This is a genomic window from Methylobacterium sp. XJLW, assembly GCF_003254375.1.
Lineage (GTDB): Bacteria > Pseudomonadota > Alphaproteobacteria > Rhizobiales > Beijerinckiaceae > Methylobacterium > Methylobacterium fujisawaense.
This window is the reverse complement of record NZ_CP016429.1, coordinates 2,551,665-2,573,703: the sequence shown is the minus strand read 5'-3', so window position 1 is coordinate 2,573,703 and position 22,039 is coordinate 2,551,665. Positions and strand designations below refer to the sequence as shown.

Here is a 22,039-nt window from a genome sequence, read left to right as displayed (position 1 = left end):
CGCGGCGTAACAGAATTCGAGCCTGCGCGGCGACCGTATCGGCGGTCACCGCCGGGCGCATACCGGGTCTGGCTGCCGTGAACGTCGATACGAAAGCCGACACGCGGGGCATGAGGCCGACCGGCTGATGGAGCGGGCGACCGGAGGCATGGACCGGCCATCGGCGGCCGGCGGCCGGGCTCCCGCCCGGGCCGAGCCTTCGCCCTCGCGGACGCTCCCCCGCAGCCGGACCGTCACCGTTCGACTGGACCGCCGGGCGCTGCGCGGCTGGCATATCCGCCTTCTCGACCAGCTCGGGCAGCGGCCCGACCACCGGATCCGCGTCGCATGGGTCGACCACGCGGGGGGGCTGCCGCCGAACGCGGAACTCCTGTTCCGGCTGGAGGCCACCATCCACGGCCTGCCCCGGCCGGGCCTGGCCACGGCGGCCGAGCCGGTGGCGCTCGCGTCCTACGAGGCGAGCCCCGCGGGCGAGGAGCTCAGCAGCAGCAGCGCCCACGATCTCGTCCTCGATCTCTCGAGCGCGCCTGCGGAACCGGGATCGGCACCGGCGTGGCGGCTCGACTATGACGGGATGCCGGGCGAAGCCGGCCTGCTCGCGGCCCTGTTCGCCCATGGTGCCCCGGTGGCGGCCCTGCGTGGAGCGGACGGCAAGCCGGTGGCCTTGGGGCGCCTGGGCGCGGAATCGCATACGGTGATGCTCGCGGCCTTCGAGGGCTACCTCGCGCGGACCATCACGCTGATCCTCGCCGCCCTCGACGGCGCCGCCTCGACGGAGCTTCCCGACGGCGCCGGGGCGCCCCTGCAGCCCGCGACCGCCTACGACCTCGGCGGCCTGGGCGCCCGGCGGCGGGCCGCCGGGGGGCTCGCCCGGCAGATCGCCCGCAGGCTCTACGCCCTCTGCTTCCACGGCCCGCACTGGCGGGTGGGCTGGCGCCGGATCGTCGGCCCCGACCTGATCGATCTGCGCCGGCATCCCGAGGGCGGCTGGCAGGTCCTTCCCGACGACGGCCGGCGCTTCTACGCCGACCCCTTCGCGATCGCCCGGCACGGCGCCGTGACCCTGTTCGTGGAGGAGTTCGACTATCGCCGCGGCAAGGGCGTGATCGCCGCGGTGGGCTTCGGGGAGACCGGACCCCGCGGCCGTCCGGAGCCGGTGCTCGAACTCGAGACCCATCTCTCCTACCCGTTCGTGTTCGAGGCGGACGGGCAGGTCTGGATGATCCCGGAATCCCACGCCTCGGGCACGATCGACCTCTACCGGGCCACCGACTTCCCGCGCGGATGGGTCCACGAGGCGGTGCTCCTCGACGGGGTCGTGGCCGGGGATGCGACCCTGCTGCAGCAGAACGGCCGCTGGTGGATGTTCGCTACGGTCCGGGCCGGCGGGGGCAGCTATTCCGACACCCTGCATCTCTGGCACGCGCCGCATTTCCGCGGGCCCTGGACCCCGCACCGGCACAACCCGGTGTTGATCGACATCGGCTCGGCCCGGGCCGCGGGCCCGATCGTGGCGCGCGACGGCGGCCTGATCCGGCCGGTCCAGGATTGCCGCGAGGGCTACGGCGCGGCGCTCGGCCTCGCCCGGATCCTGCGCCTCGACGAGGAGGCCTACGCGCAGCGGGTCGAGACGCGCCTGCGGCCCGGGGCGGCCTGGCCGGGCACGCGCCTGCACATGCTGAGCGCCGCCGGCGGCTTCGAGTTCATCGACGGCTCGCACCGGGCCCGCACGCGACTCCTGGGCTGATCCCGGCTCGCGCCGCGCCCGGCGCGGCCCCGTCGGTGCCGAACGGCACCCGCGGACGGCTCGCATCCCGGCCCCGCGCACGCTAAGCGGGGGGCTCCACCCGCGCCGATCAAGCAGAACCGCCGGGACGATCACCATGGCGAGCCCCGTCGAACATGCGAGCTTCCTGCCGCCGGTCCTGACCTTCCTCACGGCGGCGGTGATCGGCGTGCCGATCTTCCGGCTGATCGGCCAGAGCGCCGTGCTGGGCTATCTCGTGGCCGGGGTGCTGATCGGGCCCTCGGGCCTGTCGCTGATCGCCGAGCCCGAGACGGCGGCGAGCGTCGCCGAGATCGGCGTGGTGCTGCTGCTCTTCATCGTCGGCCTGGAACTGCACCTGTCGCAGCTCGTCTCGATGCGGCGCGACATCTTCGGCCTCGGGACCGCGCAGCTCGTCCTCTGCGCGCTGGTGCTCGGCGGCGCCGGAATCCTGGCGGGCCTCAGCTTGGGCGCCGCCGCGGTGATCGGCCTCGCGCTGGCGCTCTCGGCCACCGCGGTGGCCCTGCAGCTCCTGGAGGAGCGGGGCGATCTCTCCAGCGCCTATGGCGGCCGCGCCTTCGCGGTCCTGCTGTTCCAGGACCTCTCGGTGGTCGGCATCCTGGCGCTGATGCCCCTGCTGGCCTCGGCGGGGGAGGCGACCGACGTCTCCTGGCTCGGGGAAGCGGCCCTCTCCACCGGCAAGGCGCTCGCGGCGATCCTGGCGGTGGTGCTGGTCGGCCGCTACGGCCTGAACCCCTTCTTCCGGCTGCTCGCCGCGAGCGGCGCCCGCGAGGTGATGACCGCCGCCGCGCTCCTGGTGGTGCTCGGCACCGCGCTCCTCATGGAGCAGGTCGGCCTGTCGATGGCGATGGGCGCGTTCCTCGCCGGCATCCTGCTGGCCGAGTCGAACTTCCGCCACCAGCTGGAGGCCGATATCGAGCCGTTCCGCGGCATGCTGCTCGGCCTGTTCTTCATGAGCGTCGGCATGTCGATCGACGGCAACCTCGTGCGGGAGGTCTGGCCCGCCCTGTTCGGCGCCACCCTGGCGGCGATCCTGGTCAAGGTCGCCATCGTGGCCGGCCTGTTCCGGCTGTTCGGCTCGGACACGCTGGGGGCCCTGCGGGGGGCGGCGGTGCTGGCGCCCGCGGGCGAGTTCGCCTTCGTGCTGCTGCCTCAGGCCCAGGATCTCGGCCTCACCGGCGTCACGGCGACGCGCTTCGCGGTGGCGCTCGCCGCGCTGACCATGCTGATCGGGCCGATTGCCGCCAAGGGGCTCGACAAGCTGATCGAGCGGCGCACCGCGCGCAGCACCCGCGCGCTGGAGGCGCCCTCCACCGAGCTGACCGAGAGCGGCGACGCCAGGGTGCTGGTGATCGGCTTCGGCCGCTTCGGGCAGGTGCTGACGCAGGTGCTGATGGCCGAGGGCATCCCCGTCACGGTGATCGACAAGGACGTGGAGCAGCTGCGCGCCGCCTCGCGCTTCGGCTTCCGCATCTATTACGGCGACGGCACCCGGCTCGACGTGCTCCGCGCCGCCGGGATCGGCCGGGTCGAGCTGGTCTGCATCTGCGTCGACGACCGGGAGGGCGCCCTCAAGATCGTCGACATCGTCCACGAGGAGTTCTCCAGCGTGCGCACCTTCGTGCGCGCCTACGACCGCCTGCACGCGGTGGAGCTGATGAACCGGGACGTCGACTACCAGATCCGCGAGACCGCCGAATCCGCCCTCGCCTTCGGACGGTCGGCGCTGGAGGGGCTCGGCCTGTCGCCGGAGGCCGCCTCGGCCCGGGCCGACGACGTGCGCAAGCGCGACATCGCCCGCCTCGTCCTGCAGCAGGCCGGGGCCCTGCCGGACGGCGCCGGCTGGATGCGCGGCGCCGCGGCGGGTCTGAAGCCCGAGCCGCTGACCATTCCGGTCCGGCCGGCGCGGGCGCTCAGCACCGAGACCCGCGACCTCGTGGGCAGCGACCGGCGCGAGGCGGCCGAGCGGCTGCTGGAGAAGCCCGCACTGGCGCCTCAGGAGACGGACGCCGCCGAGGGGGAGGCCGATCCGGAGGCGGAGCTGGAAGCGGAAGGCAGCGCCCGGGATGCGTGACCGGCCGGATGTCTGACATGTCCGACGGGCCGCCCCCGGCGGAGGCGGGCCGCTTCGTCACCGGCTCGATCCTCCGGCACGTGGTGGTGATGGCCGCCACCGGATCGGTGGGGCTGATGGCGATCTTCGTCGTCGACCTCTTGTCGCTGCTCTACGTGTCGACGCTCGGCGACCCGAACCTCACCGCGGCGGTCGGCTTCGCCGGCATCGTGCAGTTCTTCGCCACGGCGGTGAATATCGGCCTGATGATCGCCGCCGGGGCCCTGGTCGGGAAGGCCGTCGGCGCGCGCGACCGCGCGGCGGCGCGGCGCCTCGCGACCTCCGCGCTGGTCCTCGGCAGCCTCGTGGCCGCCCTCATCGCGGTGCTGATCGCGCTGCTCGCCGACCCGCTCCTGGGCCTGATCGGCGCGAAGGGCGAGGCGCTGCGGGTGGCGATCCTGTTCCTCCACATCACCCTTCCGTCGAACCTGCTGCTCGCCGCCGGCATGCTGTTCACCGGCCTGCTGCGCGCGGTGGGCGAAGCCAGGCAGGCGATGTCGGTCACCCTGGCCGGAGCGGTGGTCACCGCACTGCTCGATCCGCTGCTGATCTTCGGGGCCGGCCTCGGCGTCACGGGCGCGGCGATCACCGTCTGCGTCGCGCGCGCGACCTTCGTGGCGGTGGGCGTCCGCGGCGTCGCCCGGCACGGACTCCTCCGCCGGCCGCACCTGTCCGACCTGGCGGCCGACGCCGCCGCCCTGGCCGGCGTCGCGGGACCGGCCGTGCTCACGAATCTCGCCCCCTCGGTGGCGAGCGCGTTCCTGGCACGGCTGTTCGCCGGCTACGGGGCCGATGCGGTCGCCGCCGCGTCGGTGATCGACCGCCTGACGCCGGTGGCCTTCGGCGGCCTGTTCGCCCTGTCGGGGGCGATCGGCCCGATCCTGGCGCAGAATTGGGGCGCGGGCCTGTTCGACCGGATGCGCGGCGTGCTGCGCGCGGCGGTCCGGGTGACGCTGGCCTATGTCGCCGTGGTCTGGCTCGTCCTGGCGCTGACCCGGGGATGGCTCGCCACCCTGTTCGGCCTGCACGGGGTCGCGGCCGAGCTCTTCGGCTTCTTCTGCCTCGTCGGCGGCGCGATCTGGTTCTTCAACGGGCTGCTGTTCCTCGGCAACGCCGCCTTCAACAATCTCGGCTTCCCCCTGCGCTCGACGCTGCTGAACTGGGGGCGCGCGACCCTCGGCACTGTCCCCCCGGCGATGCTCGGGGCGGCGCTCTACGGCCCCCGCGGCGTGGTCGCCGGGATGGGCGTGGGATCCCTGGTCTTCGGCGCCCTCGGCATCCTGCTGGCCCGCCGCACGGTGGACCGCCTGGAAGGGAGCGGCCGGCGCGGGCGTGAGCCCGAGGCTGCGGCGGCGGTGCTGGAGAGGCCGGCGCCGCTGCCGCCGGGCCATGCCCATCCCGAGCCGTTGCACTGAGACGGCGGAGAAGGCGCAAGTTCCGCGGGGAAGAACTGGTATTTCCCCGCGTGACGGGTCACCATACCCTGTCTCGGCCTGTCCCGGCCGGGGCAGGATCGAGGCGTCATGTTCAACCCGCTCGAGATGTTCCAGGCCCAGGGCGAGGCCGGCCTTCAGGCCATGGCCCAGCAATTCGGCCTGACGACTGAGCAGACGGCCCGCGCCTTCGAGGCGCTGATGCCGGCCCTGACCCTGGGGCTCCAGCGCAGCGTCGGCGTGGACCCGACCGGCTTCGCCCGGATGTTCGGGCTGGAAGCCGCCAAGCCTACGCCGCCGCAGGGCTTCGAAGCCCTCAGCCAGATGTTCGGCTCGGCGCAGCTGATGCAGGCCGTGCTGCGGCAGGCCTCGGCCACGAGCGGCGTCGGCGCGCAGGTGCTGCGCCAGATGCTGCCGATGATGGCGGGGGCCGTGGTGGCGAGCATCGTCCATGTCATGCTGAACCAGCCGCAGGCCGAGCCCGCGCAGGCGCGGTCGAGCCCGCCGCCGCCCGTTCCGTTCCCGTTCGGGCCGGCCTGGGCCGAGATGGCCAAGGCGATGATGCCCGCGGTCCAGCCGCCGGCGCCGCCGCCGAAGCCGGCCGCCAAGCCGACCGCGAAGCCGTCGCAGGGAACTGCAGGCGAAGCCGGCTCGGATGTGTTCCAGCAGATGATGCGCACCGGGGCCGAGGTTCAGGGCAACAACATCCGGGCGATGCAGGAGCTGTTCGAGACCTTCTGGCCTGCCTCCGGGGGCGCGACGCCCCAGTCCTCGGACGGCACCCCGGCACGTCCCGATCCGGCGCCCGCCGATCCCGCGGCGGGCAAGGGCCGGCGCGGTCGCCCGTCCGGCGGGACCGGTTGACGCAGGGACAGGGCCCGGGCGGACGTTGACCCCGCGGATCGAAGCGGAAACCTGTCGCCGAGGAGATCCGCCGATGAGCGACCATTTGACCGCCTGGGACGATCGCACGGAGAGCGTCGCCGGGAATGGCGTCGCCAAGCGCGCGATCCCGGGTGCGGGTGCCAGCCTCGTGCGCGTGGTGGTGCCGGCGGGCATCTCGGCGCCGGCCCACAGTCACGACCACGAGCAGTTCGTGCAGGTGCTCGCGGGCTCCGGGGTCCTGGAGACCGAGCAGGGTCGCAAGCCGTTCTCGGCCGGCAGCGTGTTCCACTTCCCGGCCGGAGCGTGGCACGCGGCCGAATTCGAGACCGAGACGGTCTTGATCGAGACGAACCTCGCGGCGCAGGTCTGACATAGGTCCGGCGGGTGTGGCTGGTTCGGCCGGGACTCCTCGGCCGGCTCAGGCTCGGCGCTGAGGAGGAGGACGGATCATTCCGGTCCGGGGCCGAGTTGCCGTTCCAGTTCCTCAGCCGCGGGCACCGTCTCGCGCGCGTACCGGACGGCCTGATCGGCGGTCAGCAAGCGACCGTCCTCGGGAAAGAAGGCGAGCCCCCCGACCGATGTCACGCAGACCGTGATCGCCATCAGGGCGCCGATGGATTCCGCGATGGTGCCGAACCAGAACGCGTACACGCATGGCCAGGAGCCGGCGAAGTCGGTCTCCGGATAGGTTTCCTTCAATTCCGAGAACGGCACGATCGAGCACTCGAAGCCCGAGGCCCGGCCGCGCCGCACGGCCAGCAGATGCCCCGACGAGGCCGGCGGAATCGTCGTTCCACGAAGCTGCAGATCGAAACCGAGCGCGTCCAGGCCGGCCTGCCAATCCGATACGCCGGCGAGTGGTCTCGGACACAGGGCGTACGCTTCATTACTCATGCGCGCACGACTCCGAGTGTGACGGCGACAGAGATGCGGCTCGTGACGGAGATGCCGCGGAGCAGATGGATCTCGATGACCGGGACGCTGTCGGCGACACCTGCGCCGGCCCGCAGGGCACGGATGCGGCGCGGCGACAGACCCGTTTCGCCGGTCTTGATGTCCCAGATCGCCCGGACCGGCGCTGCGCTGGTCCGGCCATCCCGGAGAAGAACATCCGTGCGTCTGCTGCCGGACAGGCCGTGGCGGACGATGTCGCCGGCGACGAAGCTCTGCTCGACACCGTGCCTGCCGATCCCGGGGAGATCCAGCGCGCGCAGGCGGGCCGCCAGGCTGGCATGGATCTGGAACCCGTAGAGGAACCCCTCTCCCGGCTCGGTGCTCGCGACGACGTCCTTCAGGACATCGAGGATCTCATCGGTCTTCGCGTCGATCCGAGGATCACCCGTTCGGTCCTTGCGAACGACGGTGGGCGACCCGCCCTCTCCGCACCACCGACCATCGCGGCCCCGTAGCCGATCCGGTCTGAATCCGGCTTTGATGCCCCGGCGTTCCAGGGCCACGAAGGCTCGGCTCAAGCGAAGCTCCGCGAGGGAATACGCCCAGATCACATCGGGATCGTGATCTCGCATCGCGCCAGAACCCGCCGTCTTTGTTCCTGTTTTATTCCATGATTCTTTTCCTTCCATTAAGCGATCGCAGGTTGCGTTAGGAAAGCACTTCGACCCCATCCGGCCGAGCGGGCGCCCGGCCTGCGGCAAATTATTCTTGGCGCGCGAGCAAAATGCCTGCGCTTGGCCTGAGCCGTCGGCGCGTGTAGGAATCCCACCTTGAACGCCCGCCCGTGCACGCCGACGAAAGGCCGGGCATCGCCCCTACCAGAACAGAGGCAGACCATGAGCGCCGGTACCGCCGCCGACAAGCACTTCTCCAACAGCTTCTTCGCCGCGCCCCTCACGGAGACCGATCCCGAGATCGCCGAGGCGGTGGCCAAGGAGCTCGGCCGTCAGCAGCACGAGATCGAGCTGATCGCCTCGGAGAACATCGTCTCCCGCGCCGTGCTGGAGGCGCAGGGCTCGGTGCTGACCAACAAGTACGCGGAGGGCTATCCGGGCCGGCGCTACTACGGCGGCTGCCAGTTCGTGGACATCGCCGAGGATCTCGCCATCGAGCGCGCCAAGCGCCTGTTCGATTGCGGCTTCGCCAACGTGCAGCCGAACTCGGGCTCCCAGGCCAACCAGGGCGTGTTCCTGGCCCTTATGCAGCCCGGCGACACCTTCCTGGGCCTCGACCTCGCCGCGGGCGGCCACCTGACGCACGGCGCCCCGCCGAATGTCTCGGGCAAGTGGTTCAAGCCGGTCTCCTACACGGTGCGCCGCGAGGACCAGCGGATCGACATGGAGCAGGTCGCCCAGCTCGCGCAGGAGCATAAGCCGAAGGTGATCATCGCCGGCGGCTCGGGCTACCCGCGCCACTGGGACTTCGCCAAGTTCCGCGAGATCGCCGACTCGGTGGGCGCCTACTTCATGGTCGACATGGCCCATTTCGCGGGCCTTGTTGCGGCCGGCGTCCATCCGTCGCCGTTCCCGCACGCCCATGTCGCCACCACGACGACCCACAAGACGCTCCGCGGCCCGCGCGGCGGCATGATCCTGACGAACGACGAGGCGCTGGCCAAGAAGTTCAACTCGGCGATCTTCCCGGGCATCCAGGGCGGCCCGCTGATGCACGTCATCGCCGGCAAGGCCGTGGCCTTCGGCGAGGCGCTGAAGCCCGAGTTCAAGATCTACGCCCGCCAGGTGGTGGAGAACGCCAAGGCGCTCGCCGACACGCTGATCTCGGGCGGCTACGACATCACCTCGGGCGGCACCGACAACCACCTGATGCTGGTCGACCTGCAGCGGAAGGGCCTCACCGGCAAGGCGGCGGAAGCCGCGCTGTCGCGGGCGCACATCACTTGCAACAAGAACGGCGTGCCCTTCGACACGCAGAAGCCGACCATCACCTCGGGCATCCGGCTCGGCACCCCCGCCGGCACGTCCCGCGGCTTCGGCGTCGCCGAGTTCAAGCAGATCGGCGGCTTCATCGTCGAGGTGCTGGACGGGCTCGCCGCCAAGGGTGAGGCGGGCGACAGCGCGGTCGAAGCCGATGTCAAGACCCGCGTCCATGCCCTCACGGACCGGTTCCCGATCTACGGCTGAGGCGTGAGCGGGGCCGGTCTTTCGGGCCGCCCTTCGGTGGATTAGGAAACGGCCGCGGATCCGACCGGTCCGCGGCCGTTTCCATGCCCGAGTATCCCATCCATGCGGTGTCCCTATTGCGGCGGCTCCGAGACCCAGGTGAAGGACTCGCGGCCCTCCGAGGACGGGGCCGCGATCCGGCGGCGCCGGGTCTGCCCCGACTGCGCCGGCCGCTTCACCACCTTCGAACGGGTGCAGCTGCGCGAGGTCGTGGTGCTCAAGCGCTCGGGCAAGCGCGTGCCCTTCGACCGGGACAAGCTTCAGCGTTCCATCGACGTGGCGCTCCGCAAGCGCGCCGTCGATCCGGAGCGGATCGAGCGGCTGGTCAGCGGCATCACCCGGCAGCTCGAGAGCGCCGGGGAGCCCGAGGTGACCTCCGAGGCGATCGGCGAACTGGTGATGGCGGGGCTCAAGGGTCTCGACGACGTCGCCTACGTGCGCTTCGCCTCCGTCTACAAGAACTTCCGCGAGGCGAAGGACTTCGAGGACCTGCTCGGCACGCTGAGCGACGGTAGCCCGGTGCCGGCGGCCGTGCCGGGGCCGGACGCCGAGCTGGAGCCCGAGGCACCGGGGCGGCGCCGCGCCGGCCGCCCATGAGCGACGATACCCACTTCATGCGCCTCGCCTTGGCGCTGGGCCGCCGCGGTCTCGGCACCACGTGGCCGAACCCGTCGGTCGGCGCCGTGGTGGTCGAGCCCGGGACCGGGCGCATCCTCGGGACGGCGGCGACGGCGCGGGGGGGACGCCCGCACGGGGAGCCTGTGGCGCTGGCCGCCGCGGGGGACGCCGCCCGCGGCGCGACCCTCTACGTGACCCTGGAGCCGTGCTCACATCATGGCCGCACGCCGCCCTGCACCGACGCCATCCTGGCCTCCGGGATCGCCCGGGTGGTCAGTGCCCTGGAGGATCCCGACCCGCGGGTGGCGGGGCGGGGCCACGATCTCCTGAGACAGGGCGGCGTCGCGGTCGAGACCGGGCTGATGCGGGATGCGGCGGCGCGCGACCATGTCGGCCACATCACCCGGGTGACACGCGGCCGCCCGGCCCTGCACCTCAAGCTCGCCCGCACCCGCGACGGCTTCTGCGCCGCCGCCGGTCCGGACCGCCTGCGCATCACCGGCCCGGTGGCGGACGGGGCGGTCCATCTCTGGCGCGCCCATGCCGACGCGATCCTGATCGGCATCGGCACCGCCCGGGCGGACGACCCGTCGCTGACCGTCCGGCTGCCGGGCCTGGACGGGCGCTCGCCCCTGCGGGTCGTGCTCGACACGCATCTGCGGCTCTCGCCCGCCAGCGTCCTGGCGCGGACCGCCCGCGACACGCCGACCCTGGTGCTCACCACCCGCTCGGCCCCGGCCCATGCGCGTCGCGCCCTGGAAGCGCTCGGCGTCGAGGTCGCGACCGTCCCGGCGGACGCGGCCGGCGGGATCGATCTCCCGGCGGCCCTGGCGCAGCTGGGGGAGCGCGGCCTGACCCGCCTGTGCAGCGAGGGCGGCCCCCGCCTTGCGGAGGCGCTCGCACGGGCCGATCTGATCGACACCTGCACTCTGGTCACCGGTCCGGTGGAACTGGGACCGGCGGGCGGTCTTCCGGCGCTGGGGCCCGCCCTGGCGGAGGCCCTGGCGGGCGACCGGTTCCGCGAGGCCGAGCGGCTCACGTTCGGGCCCGACGAGGCCGTGACCTACGAGCGCAACAGGACGTAAGCGATGTTCACGGGGTTGGTCAGCGACGTCGGCACGGTCGTCTCGGTCTCGGGCGAAGGTGATCTGCGCCGGATCGCGATCCGCGCCTCCTACGACCCGGCGACGATCGCGCTCGGCGCCTCGATCGCCTGCGCGGGCCCCTGCCTCACGGCCGTGTCGGTCGAGCCGGCCGAGGGGGGCTGCGTCTTCGCGGTGGACGCGGCCGCCGAGACCCTGGCGCGCACCACCGTGGGCGCCTGGGTGGCGGGAACGCGGATCAACCTCGAACGCTCCCTCAAGATCGGCGATGAACTCGGCGGCCACTTGGTCACGGGCCACGTCGACGGTCTCGCCGAGATCGTGGAGCGCGAGAGCGTCACGGCGGGCGCCTGGGGGCCGAGCGAGCGGTTCACGCTCCGGGCGCCGGCGGCCCTGGCGAAGTTCATCGCCGAGAAGGGGTCGGTCTGCCTCGACGGCACCTCGCTCACGGTGAATTCGGTCCAGGGCGACCTGTTCTCGGTGCTGCTGATCCCCCACACGCTCCAGGTCACCACCTGGGGTGAGCGGCGCCAGGGCGACCGCCTGAACCTGGAGGTCGACCTGATCGCTCGCTACGCCGCCCGGCTCGCGGAGGCGCGGGCCTGAGCGTCCTCAGCGCGGCGGGATCGAGTAGGTGCCGGTGGCGTGGCAGACGAGGTCCGGGCTGCCGACAGCGGTGATCGCCACCTCGCCGACGGCGAGCCGCCGCCCGAGCTTGAGCAGCCGGCATTCGGCCACGAGATCCCCCGTGGCGGGCTTGCGCAGGAAGTTGAAATTCAGGCTCGTGGTCACCGCGAGCGCCACCGGCCCGATATTGGCGAGGATTGCCGCGTAGAGGGCATAGTCGGCGAGCGCCATCATGGCCGGCCCCGACACCGTCGCGCCCGGGCGCAGGAAGCGCTCGTGGGCCTCCAGCCGCATCCGCGCCGAGAGCGGTCCCACGGCCTCGAGGTGGTAGGCCCGCCCGCCCGCCTGCATCTGCGGGAACTCGCGGTCGAGGAAGTCGCGGGTCTCGGCGAGGGTCAGGATCGTGGCGGTCATGGGCCCTTGCAGCACGGGCGCTCCCGGGAGGCAATCCGAAGCCCGCCTCCCGTCTATCCCCCCGCATCCTGCGGTGTCCGGATGGAATCAACCGTCGCGCGGCTCCGATCAGAAGAAGATCGGCCGTGCGCTGGCGGTGATCTCGCCCAGCACCGTGCCGGTGGCCGGCTCGATCTCCTTGAGCACCACGTCGTAGCCCCAGAGGTCGGCGAGGTGCTGCAGGACCCGCTTGGCGTCGTCCTTCTGCAGGGTGATCTTGTTGATCGCCTTGTGGTGCAGGATCAGGCGCCGGTCGCCCTCGAGATCCACATCCACCACCTCGATGTCGGGATCGAGCCACGCGACGTCATACTGGCGCGCGAAGGCGCGGCGCAGCTTGCGGTAGCCGCGCTCGTCGTGGATCGCCTCGACCCGCAGCTCCGGCTCCTCCGGATCGTCCACGACGTGGAACAGGCGCAGGTCGCGCATCAGCTTGGGTGACAGGAACTGCTGGATGAAGCTCTCGTCGCGGTAATTCTCCCAGCAGTCGCGCAGGACCGCCATGGCGTCGCCGGTGCCGGCGATGTCGGGGAACCACGCCCGGTCCTCGTCGGTCGGCTGCTCGGCGATGCGGGCGATGTCCTGCATCATGGCGAAGCCGATCGCGTAGGGGTTGTGGCCGCCATAGGAGCGGTCGTCGTAGTTCGGCTGCCGGATGACGTTGGTGTGCGATTGCAGGAATTCGAGGTAGGCCGCCTCGGTGATCTGCCCGGATTCCGACAGGGCGTTCATGATCCGGTAGTGGCAGTACGTGGCGCAGCCCTCGTTCATCACCTTGGTCTGGCGCTGCGGGTAGAAGTACTGGGCCACCAGGCGGACGATGCGCAGGATCTCGCGCTGCCAGGGGCGCAGGCGGGGTGCGACCTTCTCCAGGAAATAAAGAATGTTCTCCTGGGGCAGCTCCAGCAGCGCCTTGCGCCGCTCGGCGGCCATGTCGGAGCGGACGGCGCCGACCTTCTGCGGCAGGGTCCGCCAGAGATCGTTGTAGATCTGCTCCCCGTGCTCGATCCGCTCGCGCTCGCGCCGCTGCTCGGAGGCGAGGTCCGGCCGCTTCTTGCGCGGATAGCGGTGGACCCCCTGGCTCATCAGCGCATGGGCGGCGTCGAGCACCTGCTCCACCGCCTGATGGCCGTAGCGCTCCTCGCAGCGGGCGATGAAGCCCTTGGCGAAGTCGAGATAGTCCAGGATGCCTTCGGCGTCGGTCCACTGCCGGAACAGATAGTTGTTCTTGAAGAAGTGGTTATGCCCGAAGGCGGCGTGCGCGATGACGAGCGTCTGCATCGTCGCCGTATTCTCCTCCATGACGTAGGAGATGCACGGGTCGGAGTTGATGACGATCTCGTAGGCGAGGCCCATGAGGCCGCGGCGGTACCCGGACTCGTGCTGGGCGAAGTGCTTGCCGAAGGACCAGTGCTTGTAGAACAGCGGCATGCCGATCGACGCGTAGGCGTCGAGCATCTGCTCGGCCGTGATGATCTCGATCTGGTTCGGGTACCAGGACAGGCCGAGCTGCGGTCCGGCCACCGCCTCGCAGGCGTCGTGGATCCGTCGGATCGTGTCGAAATCCCAGTCGTTACCGGTGAACAGGGGTTTCTGGCCCCCGGAGATGGTCTGGGGCGTCCGTGCCTTGACGAGCGTCATGCGGCCTCCCGTTCGATTGCTTGGATCCGGCCAACTCCGCGTCTCGCCCTCCCCCGCAGAGGCGGGAGGGACGCGTCGCGCCACTCCGTGTCACGCCTCCGCCTCGGCGCGGCCTTCCTTGCGGCCGAACAGCTCGCGGAAGACCGGGTAGATCTCCCGGCGATGGTTGACCTTGCGCATGGCGATCGGACCGCCGGCCTTGGCGATCGCCTCGTAGGTCCGCCACAGGGTGGTGCGGTGCTCCACGAAGCCGGCGCGGGGGCCGTTCTCGTCCCCCACCTCGAGATAGGCGAAGTGCTGGCAGGCCGGCAGGATGTGCGACCGCAAGAGTTCCGTCGAGGTCGGCCCGTCGGAGGAGACGTTGTCGCCGTCCGAGGCCTGGGCGGCGTAGATGTTCCAGTCGTTCGGGTCGTAGCGCTCGGCGATGATGCGCTTCATCTCCACGAGCGCCGAGGAGACCAGGGTGCCGCCGGTCTCCCGGGAGCCGAAGAAGGTCTCCTCGTCCACCTCGGTCGCCCGGTCGGTATGGCGGATGAAGACGATCTCCACGTGCCGGTAGCGGCGCGTCAGGAAGATGTGCAGCAGGATGTAGAACCGCTTGGCGAGGTCCTTCATGTGCTCGGTCATCGAGCCCGACACATCCATCAGGCAGAACATCACCGCCTGGGCGATCGGCCGCGGATAGGGCTCGAACCGGCGGAAGCGCAGGTCGATCGGATCGACGTAAGGGATCCGCTTCGACCGCTCGCGCAGCCGGAACAGGGCCTGCTCCAGTTCCGAACGCTCTGGATCGCCCTCCGCCAGGGCCTGGATCTGCGCCTCCAGGGCCGCGACTTCCTCGGGCTTCGGCCGCTTGAGGGCGATCCGCCGGGACATCGAGTTGCGCAGGGTGCGGGTGAGCGCGAGATTCGCCGGCGAGCCGGTGACCGTGTAGCCGGCCCGGCGCAGCCCCTCGGTTTCCACCACGGCCAGCCGCCGCTTGGCGAGGTCCGGAAGCTCCAGGTCCTCGAGGAAGAGCTCCAGAAACTCCTCGCGGGTGAGGACGAAGCGGAACGCGTCCTCGCTGTTCTCGCCGCCCTCCCCGCCTTCACCGGCACCACGGCCGCCGCCGCTGCCCGGGGGCCGCTCGATCGTGTCGCCCTCGACGTAGGTCTTGTTGCCGGGCAGGATGTGGTCCTGCAGGCCCGTGCCGGGCTGGCGCGAGAAGCGCGGCTCCCGGACGCCGTCCGCCGGCACGGTGACGCGGCCGTCCTTGCCGAGATCCTTGATGTCCTTCTCGCGGGCGGATTCCCGCACCGCGCGCTGGGCCACGTCCTTCACGCGCCGCAGGAAGCGCTGGCGGTTCGGGAGGCTCTTGCCGCCCGGGTTCAAACGTCGGTCGACGATATGCATCCGCTGCGAAAACCCTCGTCCGCGTGTTCCGGCCGGGTCCGGACCCTTGTCGTACCATGCCGTTACCGGAGGGATGGATCCCTCTTTTGCAGCAGGGCCGAGATCTTCACCGGCCGGTCGTCCGAAACTGTGGCGGCAAAGGGTCGGATCTCAGGGTCGAACCCTGTGCCGGCCGGATTGGACCCGGCCGGACACCCCGTGCCTCAGCCGGCCTGCTTCACCCGCATGTACCATTCCACCAGACGGCGAACCTGCCGCTCGGTGTAGCCGCGCGCGACCATGCGCTCGACGAACTCGCCGTGCTTCTTCTCGGTCTCGCCATCCTTCTTGGAACCGAAGGAGATCACCGGCAGCAGTTCCTCCACCTGGGAGAACATCCGCCGCTCGATCACCTCGCGCAGCTTCTCGTAGGAGGTCCAGCTCGGGTTGCGGCCGCCGTGCTGGGCTCGGGAGCGCAGGGCGAACTTGACCACCTCGTTGCGGAAGTCCTTCGGGTTGGCGATCCCGGCGGGCTTCTCGATCTTGGTGAGCTCCTGGTTCAGGAGCTCCCGGTTCATGAGCTGCCCGGTCTCGGCATCCTTGAAGTCCTGGTCCTCGATCCAGGCGTCGGCATAGTCGATATACCGGTCGAACAGGTTCTGCCCGTAATCGTGGTACGATTCGAGATAGGCCTTCTGGATCTCGTGCCCGATGAACTCCGCATAGCGCGGGGCCAGCTCGGTCTTGATGAATTCCAGGTACTTCTTCTCGGTCTCGGGCGGCAGCTGCTCGCGCTTGAGCGACTGCTCCAGCACGTACATCAGGTGCACCGGATCGGCCGAGACTTCGGTGGTGTCGTGGTTGAAGGTCGCGGCCAGGACCTTGAAGGCGAAGCGGGTGGAGATCCCGTCCATGCCCTCGTCGACGCCGGCCGTATCCTTGTATTCCTGCATCGAGCGGGCGCGGGGATCGACCTCGCGCAGGGACTCGCCGTCGTAGACCCGCATCTTCGAGAAGACGTTGGAATTGGCGTGCTCGCGCAAGCGGGACAGGACCGAGAAGCGCGCCAGCATCTCCAGCGTGCCGGGGGCGCAGGCGGCGTCCGAGAGTTCCGAGCTGGAGATCAGCTTCTCGTAGATCCGCTGCTCCTCGGTGACGCGCAGGCAGTACGGGACCTTGATCACGTAGATGCGGTCGATGAAGGCCTCGTTGTTCTTGTTGGTCTTGAAGGTCTGCCACTCGGCCTCGTTCGAGTGGGCCAGGATCACGCCGGTGAACGGGATCGCGCCGATATTCTCGGTGCCGACGTAGTTGCCCTCCTGCGTCGCCGTGAGCAGCGGGTGCAGCATCTTGATCGGCGCCTTGAACATCTCGACGAACTCGAGAATGCCCTGGTTCGCGCGGTTCAGGCCGCCCGAATACGAGTAGGCGTCGGGATCCGCCTGCGACAGGGTCTCCAGGCGCCGGATGTCGACCTTGCCGACCAGCGAGGAGATGTCCTGGTTGTTCTCGTCCCCCGGCTCGGTCTTGGCGATGGCGATCTGGCGCAGCCGGGAAGGCCGGACCTTGATCACCTTGAAGCGCGAGATGTCGCCGTTGAACTCGTCGAGGCGCTTGAGCGCCCAGGGGCTCATCAGGCCGGTCAGCCGCCGGCGCGGGATGCCGTAGCGGCGCTGGATCTCCTCGCCCATCGTCTCGGGATCGAACAGGCCCAGCGGGCTCTCGAAGACCGGCGAGACCTCGTCCCCGGCCTTGAGGACGTAGACGGGGTGAACCTCCATCAGGAGCTTCAGCCGCTCGGCCAGCGACGACTTACCGCCGCCCACCGGGCCCAGCAGGTAGAGGATCTGCTTGCGTTCCTCCAACCCCTGCGCGGCGTGGCGGAAGAACGAGACGATCCGCTCGATCGTCTCCTCCATGCCGTAGAACTCCCGGAAGGCCGGGTAGGTCCGGATCGTCCGGTTCATGAAGATCCGGCCGAGGCGCGAATCCTTGGCGGTGTCCACGAATTCGGGCTCGCCGATCGCCGCGAGGATGCGCTCTGCGGCCGAGGCGTACATCAGGGGCTCGTCGCGACAGGCCTCCAGGTACTCGGAGAGCGTCATCTCCGTGTCGCGGCGGGCCTCGTACCCTCGGGCGAAGCTCTGGAAAAGGTCGTTCGTCGCATGCATGGGCATTCGATAACCCTCTCAGACCGTGACAGCTTCATCCTGTCTCGGCTTGGATGCAACCGACAGGCCCGCTTTTGTCGCAGTGCGGCGAGCGTGGCGCCCGGCATGTCGATTGCTTGCAACACTCCCGAGCGCTGAAGGCCGCACAGATGAGACTCCGTGCGGCCCCCGAACGGCTGCACGAGCCGCTGAACTGGGCAGATACCGCCTAAGCGGGCCCAGGCTCACAAATCCGTGCCCTCTTTCTTGCCATCGTCTCCCGATTTGGCACCGGACGCCGCGACCGTAATCTTGACGGTCTGCGTCTGCACTTGACCGTCGGAGCTCTTGACCTCGAACGTCACTTCGTCGGTTCCGGTGAAACCGGAGTTGGGCTGGTAGAACAGCGCCTGGACGGCCGCCTCCTTGTTGGGACAGCGATAGCTCGCCGGCGTCTTCAGCTTGCCGACCTTGGTGATCACCGAGCCGTTCTTGGGCGGCCCGGAGACCTTGAACTCGGGCATCGGTCCAGGAGAACAATCCTTCTTGAGGTTCGGCGCGATCTCGATGCGCACGGTCTTGCCGGGCGCCACGGTCTTGGTTCGGCTGGCAGGCGCCTGGGCCAGCGCCGGGCCGGCGAGGGCCATGCTCCCGACGAGCAGCGCGGCGAGCGGACGAAGGGCAATCATGGAAGCGTCTCTCCAGTGCCGAGCCGGGACCTGTCTCCGGACGCGCGTCCGGATGCCCCGTTCCTCGGTGGAGACCATGTGGGGACGCCGCGCACGGGCGTCGAGGGCCCGGACGGCCCCTTAATTCTGGAGCGCCGCCGCGACGATACCGGTGATGCGGGCGATCTGCGCGGCATCGAATTCGCCGGCCAGGGCGGCGGCGAGCCGCCCTTCGACCCGCGCGCGCTCCCCGGCATCGGCAAGCGGAGCGGGGGGAATCTCATCCTCGGCCAGACGGCAGACCCGGCGAATCGTCTCGGCGGCCGCGAGGAGTTTCTCCCGGTCGGTGGGACCCATCTCCCAGAGCGGATTGCGCAGGCGGCTGATCACGCGCTTGGCGTCGCGGTACTCGCGGTCGACGCCGGTGGCCGCCTCGATCTGGCTGACGAGGAACATCAGTTCCAGGACTTCGGAAGCCGCCTCCGGGCATGTGCGGACGATCCGCATGATGCGGGCCATCAGTTCCTGGCTGGGCGTCAACTTGGGTTTGGGCGCGGCCATGCGGGCGACAACGCAGGTTGTCGCCGGAAAGTTCGCTGGCCGCGTGTCGGAACGCGCGGTCGTGCCGACACGGTCAGGCTGGGCCGGTCAGGCCTCCAGGTCAGGCCTCCAGGTCAGGCCTCCAGGTCGGGCATCTCGCGCAGGCCATCGAGCAGGGCGCGGCAGGCCCGCAATTCCTCCAGGGCTTCGGCCAGGGACGCCCGGTCGGAGGCTCCGAGAGTGCCGAACCGGGCGCCCGCCTCCGTCTCGACCTCCTGAATCAGGGGTTCGGCCGCCACGGCCTCGCCGCGGCCGACCGCCTGCACGAAGCGGACGCCGTTCTCCTTGAGGACCCGCTGCGCCCCCGCGATGGTGTAGCGCTGCACGTGCAGGAGATGCCGGATGCCCGCCACCAGCTCGACATCCTGGGGCCGATAATAGCGCCGTCCACCCGCCCGCTTCACGGGACGGATCTGGCCAAAGCGGGTCTCCCAGAACCGCAGCACGTGCTGGGGCACGTCGAGTTCCTCGGCCACCTCGCTGATCGTCCGGAACGCGTGGGCGCTCTTCTCGCCGATCCCGGTCGGCGGTTCGTCGGTCTGTGCGGCGGCGAGGGCTGGCGGCATGGGTGTCTTGCGAATGGGCTCGGAACGCCCCGATCTTGACCGGTCGCAGGGTCGCACTCAAGCCTGAGAGGCTGAGGAATCCGGCGGCGTTTGGAGCGGGTGCCGCTTGTGCGGTGCGTCGTGTGCCGGGCTCCCGTTCACCGTCCGCGACCTTCCGGGCATCCGGGACAAGGGCGGGGCAGGATGAACCGCAGCCCGTTCCGGGGCGCAGGCCGCGCAGGAGGCGAACCCGCACGCGGCCCCGCTCAATCGTCGTCGTGAACGCCCGTGCCATTCAGGCCGTTGATCTTGGCCTTGAGCACGTTGGACGGCTTGAACACCATCACCTGCCGCGGCTCGATCGCGACCTCGACCCCGGTCTTGGGGTTGCGGCCGACGCGCTTGCCCTTGCTGCGCACCACGAAGGAGCCGAACGAGGACAGCTTCACCGTCTCGCCGCTCGCCAGGCAGCTGCAGATCTCCGACAGCACGGTCTCGACGAGGGCGGCCGACTCGGTCCGCGACAGGCCCACCTGATGGTAGACGGCCTCGCTCAAGTCGGCGCGCGTCACCGTCTTGCCTGCCATGCCGTGTCCCCTCGCCCGCATCGTTCGCCCCATGACGCATGGTGCGGCACGCGCGGCCACACCAAACGCTGAAGGCGTATCCCTATGATCCGGCACGCTAATCGGCGCTCCGCCCCCGGTCAACCGCAGCGGGGCCGCGAATCGTTTCAGGCGCCCGCCCGAAGCCTCACCAGCGGATCAGCGCCGCACCCCAGCTGAACCCGCCGCCGATCGCCTCGATCATCACGAGGTCGCCCGCCTGGATGCGACCGTCCCGCCGCGCCACGTCGAGGGCCAGGGGAATCGAGGCCGCCGACGTGTTGCCGTGGCGGTCCACCGTCAGCACGATCTTCTCCCGGGCGATTCCGATCTTGTCGGCCGAGGCCTCGATGATCCGGCGATTGGCCTGATGCGGCACGAACCAGTCGAGCTCCTCCGCGGTGACGCCCGCCTGCGCGAAAGCCTCGACGATCACGTCGGTGACCTGCCCCACGGCGAACCGGAACACGTCGCGGCCCTCCATGCGCAGGTGGCCGGTCGTGCCGGTGGAACCCGGACCGCCGTCGACATAGAGCTTTTCCCGGTGGCGCCCGTCCGACCGCAGGCTCGCGCTGAGCACGCCGCGGTTCCCGGCCTCGTCCTGCGCCTCCAGCACGATGGCGCCGGCCCCGTCGCCGAACAGCACGCAGGTGGTGCGGTCCTCCCAATCGACGATCCGCGAGAAGGTCTCGGCGCCGACCACCAGCGCACGGCGGGCCGCGCCCGTGGTCAGGAACTTGTCGGCGGTCGAGACCGCGAAGACGAAGCCGGCACAGACCGCCTGCAGGTCGAAGGCCGCGCCCTGATGGATGCCCAGCGCCGCCTGGATCTGGGTCGCGGTCGCCGGAAAGGTGTGGTCCGGCGTCGAGGTGGCACAGATCACGAGGTCGATGTCGTCGGCGGTCAGGCCGGCATCCTCCAGGGCGGCCCGGGCCGCGCGCGCGCCGAGGACCGAGGTGGTCTCGTCGGCGGCCGCGATGTGCCGCTGGCGGATCCCGGTCCGCTGGACGATCCACGCGTCGGAGGTGTCCATCTGCTCGGCCAGATCGGCATTCGTCACCACCCGTGCGGGCAGGCTCGATCCGGTCCCCACCACCACCGAGCGCAGAGGGGGCGCGCGCCGGTGCGGCTCGGGGTCAGTGCGGAGGGTTGCCATCATTGTCCTTCCCGGACGACGCCAGATTCACAATTTCCAGTTGTGAAGCCGCAGCCGTCCGATTTCCATCCCATCCGTCGACGGGGCTCAGTCCGGCATCGGCGTCACGCCGGCGCCAGCGCCGCGGTCTGGTCGAGCATCTCGCGGATCGTGCGGATCATGTCATGGCGCGCCATGTCGTGCGCCAGATCGATCGCCGCGGCGAAGCCCTGCGCATTCTCCGAACCGTGGCTCTTGATGACGATGCCTTCGAGGCCGAGGAACACCCCGCCATTGGCCCGGCTCGGGTTCATCTTGTCCTTGAGGGCCTTGAAGGCCTGCCGGGCGAACAGGGCGCCGATCTTGGCGGCCAGCGTCCGGGTCATGGCGGCGCGGAGATACGTGCCGATCTGCTTGGCGGTGCCCTCGGCGGTCTTGAGGGCGATGTTGCCGGTGAACCCCTCGGTCACCACCACGTCGACGGTGCCGCGCCCGAGATCGGTGCCTTCGACGAAGCCGTGATAGGTGAGGCCGGGGCTCTCCATCTCGCGCAGGATCCGGGCGGCCTCCTTGACCGCCTCGTTGCCCTTCATCTCCTCGGTGCCGACATTGAGCAGGCCGACGGTGGGCCGGTCGAGGTCGAACACGATCCGGGCCATGGCGGAGCCCATCACGGCCATCTCGACGAGGTGCTCGGCATCCGTGCCGATGGTGGCGCCGACGTCGAGCACGACGCTCTCGCCGCGCACGGTCGGCCACAGGCAGGCGATGGCCGGACGCTCAATGCCCGACATGGTCTTCAGGCAGATCTTCGACATCGCCATCAGGGCGCCGGTGTTGCCGGCCGACACGCAGGCATCGGCCTGCCCGTCGCGCACCGCCTGGATCGCCTGCCACATGGACGATTTGCCCCGGCCCTGGCGCACCGCCTGGCTGGGCTTGTCGTCCATGGCCACGGCCACGCTGGTGTGGCGGATCTCGACGCAATCCTTGAGCCGGGGCTCCTTGGCGACCAGCGGCGCGATCACGGCCTCGTCGCCGAACATCAGGAAGGTGGTGCCGGGATGACGCTCCCGGGCCAGGGCCGCGCCGGGCACGACCGTGGTGGGCCCGTGGTCGCCACCCATGGCGTCGAGCGAGATGCACACGCGTTGGGACATGTCGGTAGCGGG

At 70.4% G+C, this 22,039-nt stretch carries 21 protein-coding genes; 9 read left to right on the top strand and 12 right to left on the bottom strand.

The genetic code is table 11. From position 1 onward, the window contains the following. Positions 1-127 precede the first annotated feature (127 nt). The 5 genes from A3862_RS11925 (at position 128) to A3862_RS11905 (ending at position 6,587) form a co-directional block, all read left to right on the top strand. Positions 128-1,747, top strand: coding sequence for a glucosamine inositolphosphorylceramide transferase family protein (locus tag A3862_RS11925; RefSeq protein ID WP_111473614.1), 1,620 nt, complete (start codon positions 128-130; stop codon positions 1,745-1,747). A 136-nt stretch (positions 1,748-1,883) separates the two neighbouring features. Continuing rightward, a complete protein-coding gene (locus A3862_RS11920; RefSeq protein ID WP_043356576.1) occupies positions 1,884-3,860 on the top strand; it encodes a monovalent cation:proton antiporter-2 (CPA2) family protein in 1,977 nt (658 codons plus the stop codon). A 17-nt stretch (positions 3,861-3,877) separates the two neighbouring features. Beyond that, entirely contained in the window at positions 3,878-5,314 is a 1,437-nt protein-coding gene (locus tag A3862_RS11915) for an MATE family efflux transporter (protein WP_043759217.1), read from the top strand. Positions 5,315-5,422: 108 nt separating this feature from the next. After that, entirely contained in the window at positions 5,423-6,196 is a 774-nt protein-coding gene (locus A3862_RS11910) for a DUF937 domain-containing protein (RefSeq protein ID WP_111473613.1), read from the top strand. 73 nt (positions 6,197-6,269) lie between these two features. Beyond that, positions 6,270-6,587: a cupin domain-containing protein gene (locus A3862_RS11905; RefSeq protein ID WP_043759221.1), complete on the top strand. Its 318-nt coding sequence runs from the start codon at positions 6,270-6,272 to the stop codon at positions 6,585-6,587. Positions 6,588-6,664: 77 nt separating this feature from the next. Here A3862_RS11905 and A3862_RS11900 read toward each other — a convergent pair whose 3' ends face one another. Together A3862_RS11900 and A3862_RS11895 are read right to left on the bottom strand one after the other, a co-directional pair. Next, the gene (locus A3862_RS11900; protein ID WP_043759223.1) at positions 6,665-7,111 is read right to left on the bottom strand and encodes a hypothetical protein; all 447 of its coding nucleotides are present in this window, start codon (positions 7,109-7,111) and stop codon (positions 6,665-6,667) included. After that, positions 7,108-7,800, bottom strand: coding sequence for a hypothetical protein (locus tag A3862_RS11895; protein WP_124262966.1), 693 nt, complete (start codon positions 7,798-7,800; stop codon positions 7,108-7,110). The genes A3862_RS11900 and A3862_RS11895 overlap by 4 nt, the downstream gene beginning before the upstream one ends. Before the next feature lie 207 nt (positions 7,801-8,007). Here A3862_RS11895 and glyA point away from each other — a divergent pair, with 207 nt between their 5' ends. From glyA to A3862_RS11875, 4 genes are all read left to right on the top strand, one after another. Then, positions 8,008-9,312, top strand: a complete 1,305-nt coding sequence (glyA, locus tag A3862_RS11890) for a serine hydroxymethyltransferase (protein ID WP_043356556.1) — start codon at positions 8,008-8,010, stop codon at positions 9,310-9,312. Between the two features lie 102 nt (positions 9,313-9,414). Beyond that, positions 9,415-9,948, top strand: a complete 534-nt coding sequence (gene nrdR, locus A3862_RS11885; protein ID WP_043386431.1) for a transcriptional regulator NrdR — start codon at positions 9,415-9,417, stop codon at positions 9,946-9,948. After that, positions 9,945-11,054, top strand: a complete 1,110-nt coding sequence (gene ribD / locus A3862_RS11880; RefSeq protein WP_043759227.1) for a bifunctional diaminohydroxyphosphoribosylaminopyrimidine deaminase/5-amino-6-(5-phosphoribosylamino)uracil reductase RibD — start codon at positions 9,945-9,947, stop codon at positions 11,052-11,054. The genes nrdR and ribD overlap by 4 nt, the downstream gene beginning before the upstream one ends. A 3-nt stretch (positions 11,055-11,057) precedes the next feature. After that, positions 11,058-11,678, top strand: a complete 621-nt coding sequence (locus A3862_RS11875; RefSeq protein WP_043759229.1) for a riboflavin synthase — start codon at positions 11,058-11,060, stop codon at positions 11,676-11,678. A 6-nt stretch (positions 11,679-11,684) separates the two neighbouring features. On the opposite strand, the gene A3862_RS11870 is transcribed toward A3862_RS11875, so the two are convergent. From A3862_RS11870 to plsX, 10 genes are all read right to left on the bottom strand, one after another. After that, positions 11,685-12,113: a PaaI family thioesterase gene (locus A3862_RS11870; RefSeq protein ID WP_043386434.1), complete on the bottom strand. Its 429-nt coding sequence runs from the start codon at positions 12,111-12,113 to the stop codon at positions 11,685-11,687. Positions 12,114-12,221: 108 nt separating this feature from the next. After that, on the bottom strand, positions 12,222-13,793 hold the full coding sequence (locus A3862_RS11865) for a SpoVR family protein (protein WP_043386436.1): 1,572 nt from the start codon (positions 13,791-13,793) through the stop codon (positions 12,222-12,224). 90 nt (positions 13,794-13,883) lie between these two features. After that, complete coding sequence (locus tag A3862_RS11860) at positions 13,884-15,185, bottom strand: YeaH/YhbH family protein (protein ID WP_043386438.1); 1,302 nt, start codon at positions 15,183-15,185, stop codon at positions 13,884-13,886. Positions 15,186-15,388: 203 nt separating this feature from the next. Continuing rightward, positions 15,389-17,341 (bottom strand): PrkA family serine protein kinase, encoded by a 1,953-nt coding sequence (locus A3862_RS11855; protein ID WP_043348452.1) that lies wholly within the window; start codon positions 17,339-17,341, stop codon positions 15,389-15,391. Positions 17,342-17,559: 218 nt separating this feature from the next. After that, entirely contained in the window at positions 17,560-18,003 is a 444-nt protein-coding gene (locus A3862_RS11850; RefSeq protein WP_043348449.1) for an Ig-like domain-containing protein, read from the bottom strand. Between the two features lie 120 nt (positions 18,004-18,123). Beyond that, on the bottom strand, positions 18,124-18,543 hold the full coding sequence (locus tag A3862_RS11845; protein WP_043759233.1) for a hypothetical protein: 420 nt from the start codon (positions 18,541-18,543) through the stop codon (positions 18,124-18,126). Positions 18,544-18,656: 113 nt separating this feature from the next. Beyond that, complete coding sequence (locus tag A3862_RS11840) at positions 18,657-19,148, bottom strand: MerR family transcriptional regulator (RefSeq protein WP_111473612.1); 492 nt, start codon at positions 19,146-19,148, stop codon at positions 18,657-18,659. Positions 19,149-19,393: 245 nt separating this feature from the next. Then, the gene (locus A3862_RS11835) at positions 19,394-19,714 is read right to left on the bottom strand and encodes an integration host factor subunit alpha (RefSeq protein WP_043348440.1); all 321 of its coding nucleotides are present in this window, start codon (positions 19,712-19,714) and stop codon (positions 19,394-19,396) included. Positions 19,715-19,880: 166 nt separating this feature from the next. Beyond that, the gene (locus A3862_RS11830; protein ID WP_052083886.1) at positions 19,881-20,888 is read right to left on the bottom strand and encodes a beta-ketoacyl-ACP synthase III; all 1,008 of its coding nucleotides are present in this window, start codon (positions 20,886-20,888) and stop codon (positions 19,881-19,883) included. Positions 20,889-20,992: 104 nt separating this feature from the next. Then, the gene (gene plsX / locus A3862_RS11825; RefSeq protein ID WP_043348438.1) at positions 20,993-22,027 is read right to left on the bottom strand and encodes a phosphate acyltransferase PlsX; all 1,035 of its coding nucleotides are present in this window, start codon (positions 22,025-22,027) and stop codon (positions 20,993-20,995) included. Between the last annotated feature and the right edge of the window lie 12 nt (positions 22,028-22,039).

What these genes read in the sequence shown, in the direction of transcription:
- A3862_RS11875 (WP_043759229.1), top strand. Translation starts at nt 11,058, where the DNA reads ATGTTCACGGGGTTGGTCAGCGACGTCGGCACGGTCGTCTCGGTCTCG.
- nrdR (WP_043386431.1), top strand. Translation starts at nt 9,415, where the DNA reads ATGCGGTGTCCCTATTGCGGCGGCTCCGAGACCCAGGTGAAGGACTCG.
- plsX (WP_043348438.1), bottom strand. Translation starts at nt 22,027, where the DNA reads ATGTCCCAACGCGTGTGCATCTCGCTCGACGCCATGGGTGGCGACCAC.
- A3862_RS11855 (WP_043348452.1), bottom strand. Translation starts at nt 17,341, where the DNA reads ATGCCCATGCATGCGACGAACGACCTTTTCCAGAGCTTCGCCCGAGGG.
- A3862_RS11905 (WP_043759221.1), top strand. Translation starts at nt 6,270, where the DNA reads ATGAGCGACCATTTGACCGCCTGGGACGATCGCACGGAGAGCGTCGCC.
- A3862_RS11830 (WP_052083886.1), bottom strand. Translation starts at nt 20,888, where the DNA reads ATGGCAACCCTCCGCACTGACCCCGAGCCGCACCGGCGCGCGCCCCCT.
- A3862_RS11835 (WP_043348440.1), bottom strand. Translation starts at nt 19,714, where the DNA reads ATGGCAGGCAAGACGGTGACGCGCGCCGACTTGAGCGAGGCCGTCTAC.
- A3862_RS11900 (WP_043759223.1), bottom strand. Translation starts at nt 7,111, where the DNA reads ATGAGTAATGAAGCGTACGCCCTGTGTCCGAGACCACTCGCCGGCGTA.
- A3862_RS11895 (WP_124262966.1), bottom strand. Translation starts at nt 7,800, where the DNA reads ATGGAAGGAAAAGAATCATGGAATAAAACAGGAACAAAGACGGCGGGT.
- A3862_RS11915 (WP_043759217.1), top strand. Translation starts at nt 3,878, where the DNA reads ATGTCCGACGGGCCGCCCCCGGCGGAGGCGGGCCGCTTCGTCACCGGC.
- A3862_RS11850 (WP_043348449.1), bottom strand. Translation starts at nt 18,003, where the DNA reads ATGATTGCCCTTCGTCCGCTCGCCGCGCTGCTCGTCGGGAGCATGGCC.
- A3862_RS11920 (WP_043356576.1), top strand. Translation starts at nt 1,884, where the DNA reads ATGGCGAGCCCCGTCGAACATGCGAGCTTCCTGCCGCCGGTCCTGACC.
- A3862_RS11865 (WP_043386436.1), bottom strand. Translation starts at nt 13,793, where the DNA reads ATGACGCTCGTCAAGGCACGGACGCCCCAGACCATCTCCGGGGGCCAG.
- ribD (WP_043759227.1), top strand. Translation starts at nt 9,945, where the DNA reads ATGAGCGACGATACCCACTTCATGCGCCTCGCCTTGGCGCTGGGCCGC.
- A3862_RS11925 (WP_111473614.1), top strand. Translation starts at nt 128, where the DNA reads ATGGAGCGGGCGACCGGAGGCATGGACCGGCCATCGGCGGCCGGCGGC.
- A3862_RS11860 (WP_043386438.1), bottom strand. Translation starts at nt 15,185, where the DNA reads ATGCATATCGTCGACCGACGTTTGAACCCGGGCGGCAAGAGCCTCCCG.
- A3862_RS11910 (WP_111473613.1), top strand. Translation starts at nt 5,423, where the DNA reads ATGTTCAACCCGCTCGAGATGTTCCAGGCCCAGGGCGAGGCCGGCCTT.
- glyA (WP_043356556.1), top strand. Translation starts at nt 8,008, where the DNA reads ATGAGCGCCGGTACCGCCGCCGACAAGCACTTCTCCAACAGCTTCTTC.
- A3862_RS11845 (WP_043759233.1), bottom strand. Translation starts at nt 18,543, where the DNA reads ATGGCCGCGCCCAAACCCAAGTTGACGCCCAGCCAGGAACTGATGGCC.
- A3862_RS11870 (WP_043386434.1), bottom strand. Translation starts at nt 12,113, where the DNA reads ATGACCGCCACGATCCTGACCCTCGCCGAGACCCGCGACTTCCTCGAC.
- A3862_RS11840 (WP_111473612.1), bottom strand. Translation starts at nt 19,148, where the DNA reads ATGCCGCCAGCCCTCGCCGCCGCACAGACCGACGAACCGCCGACCGGG.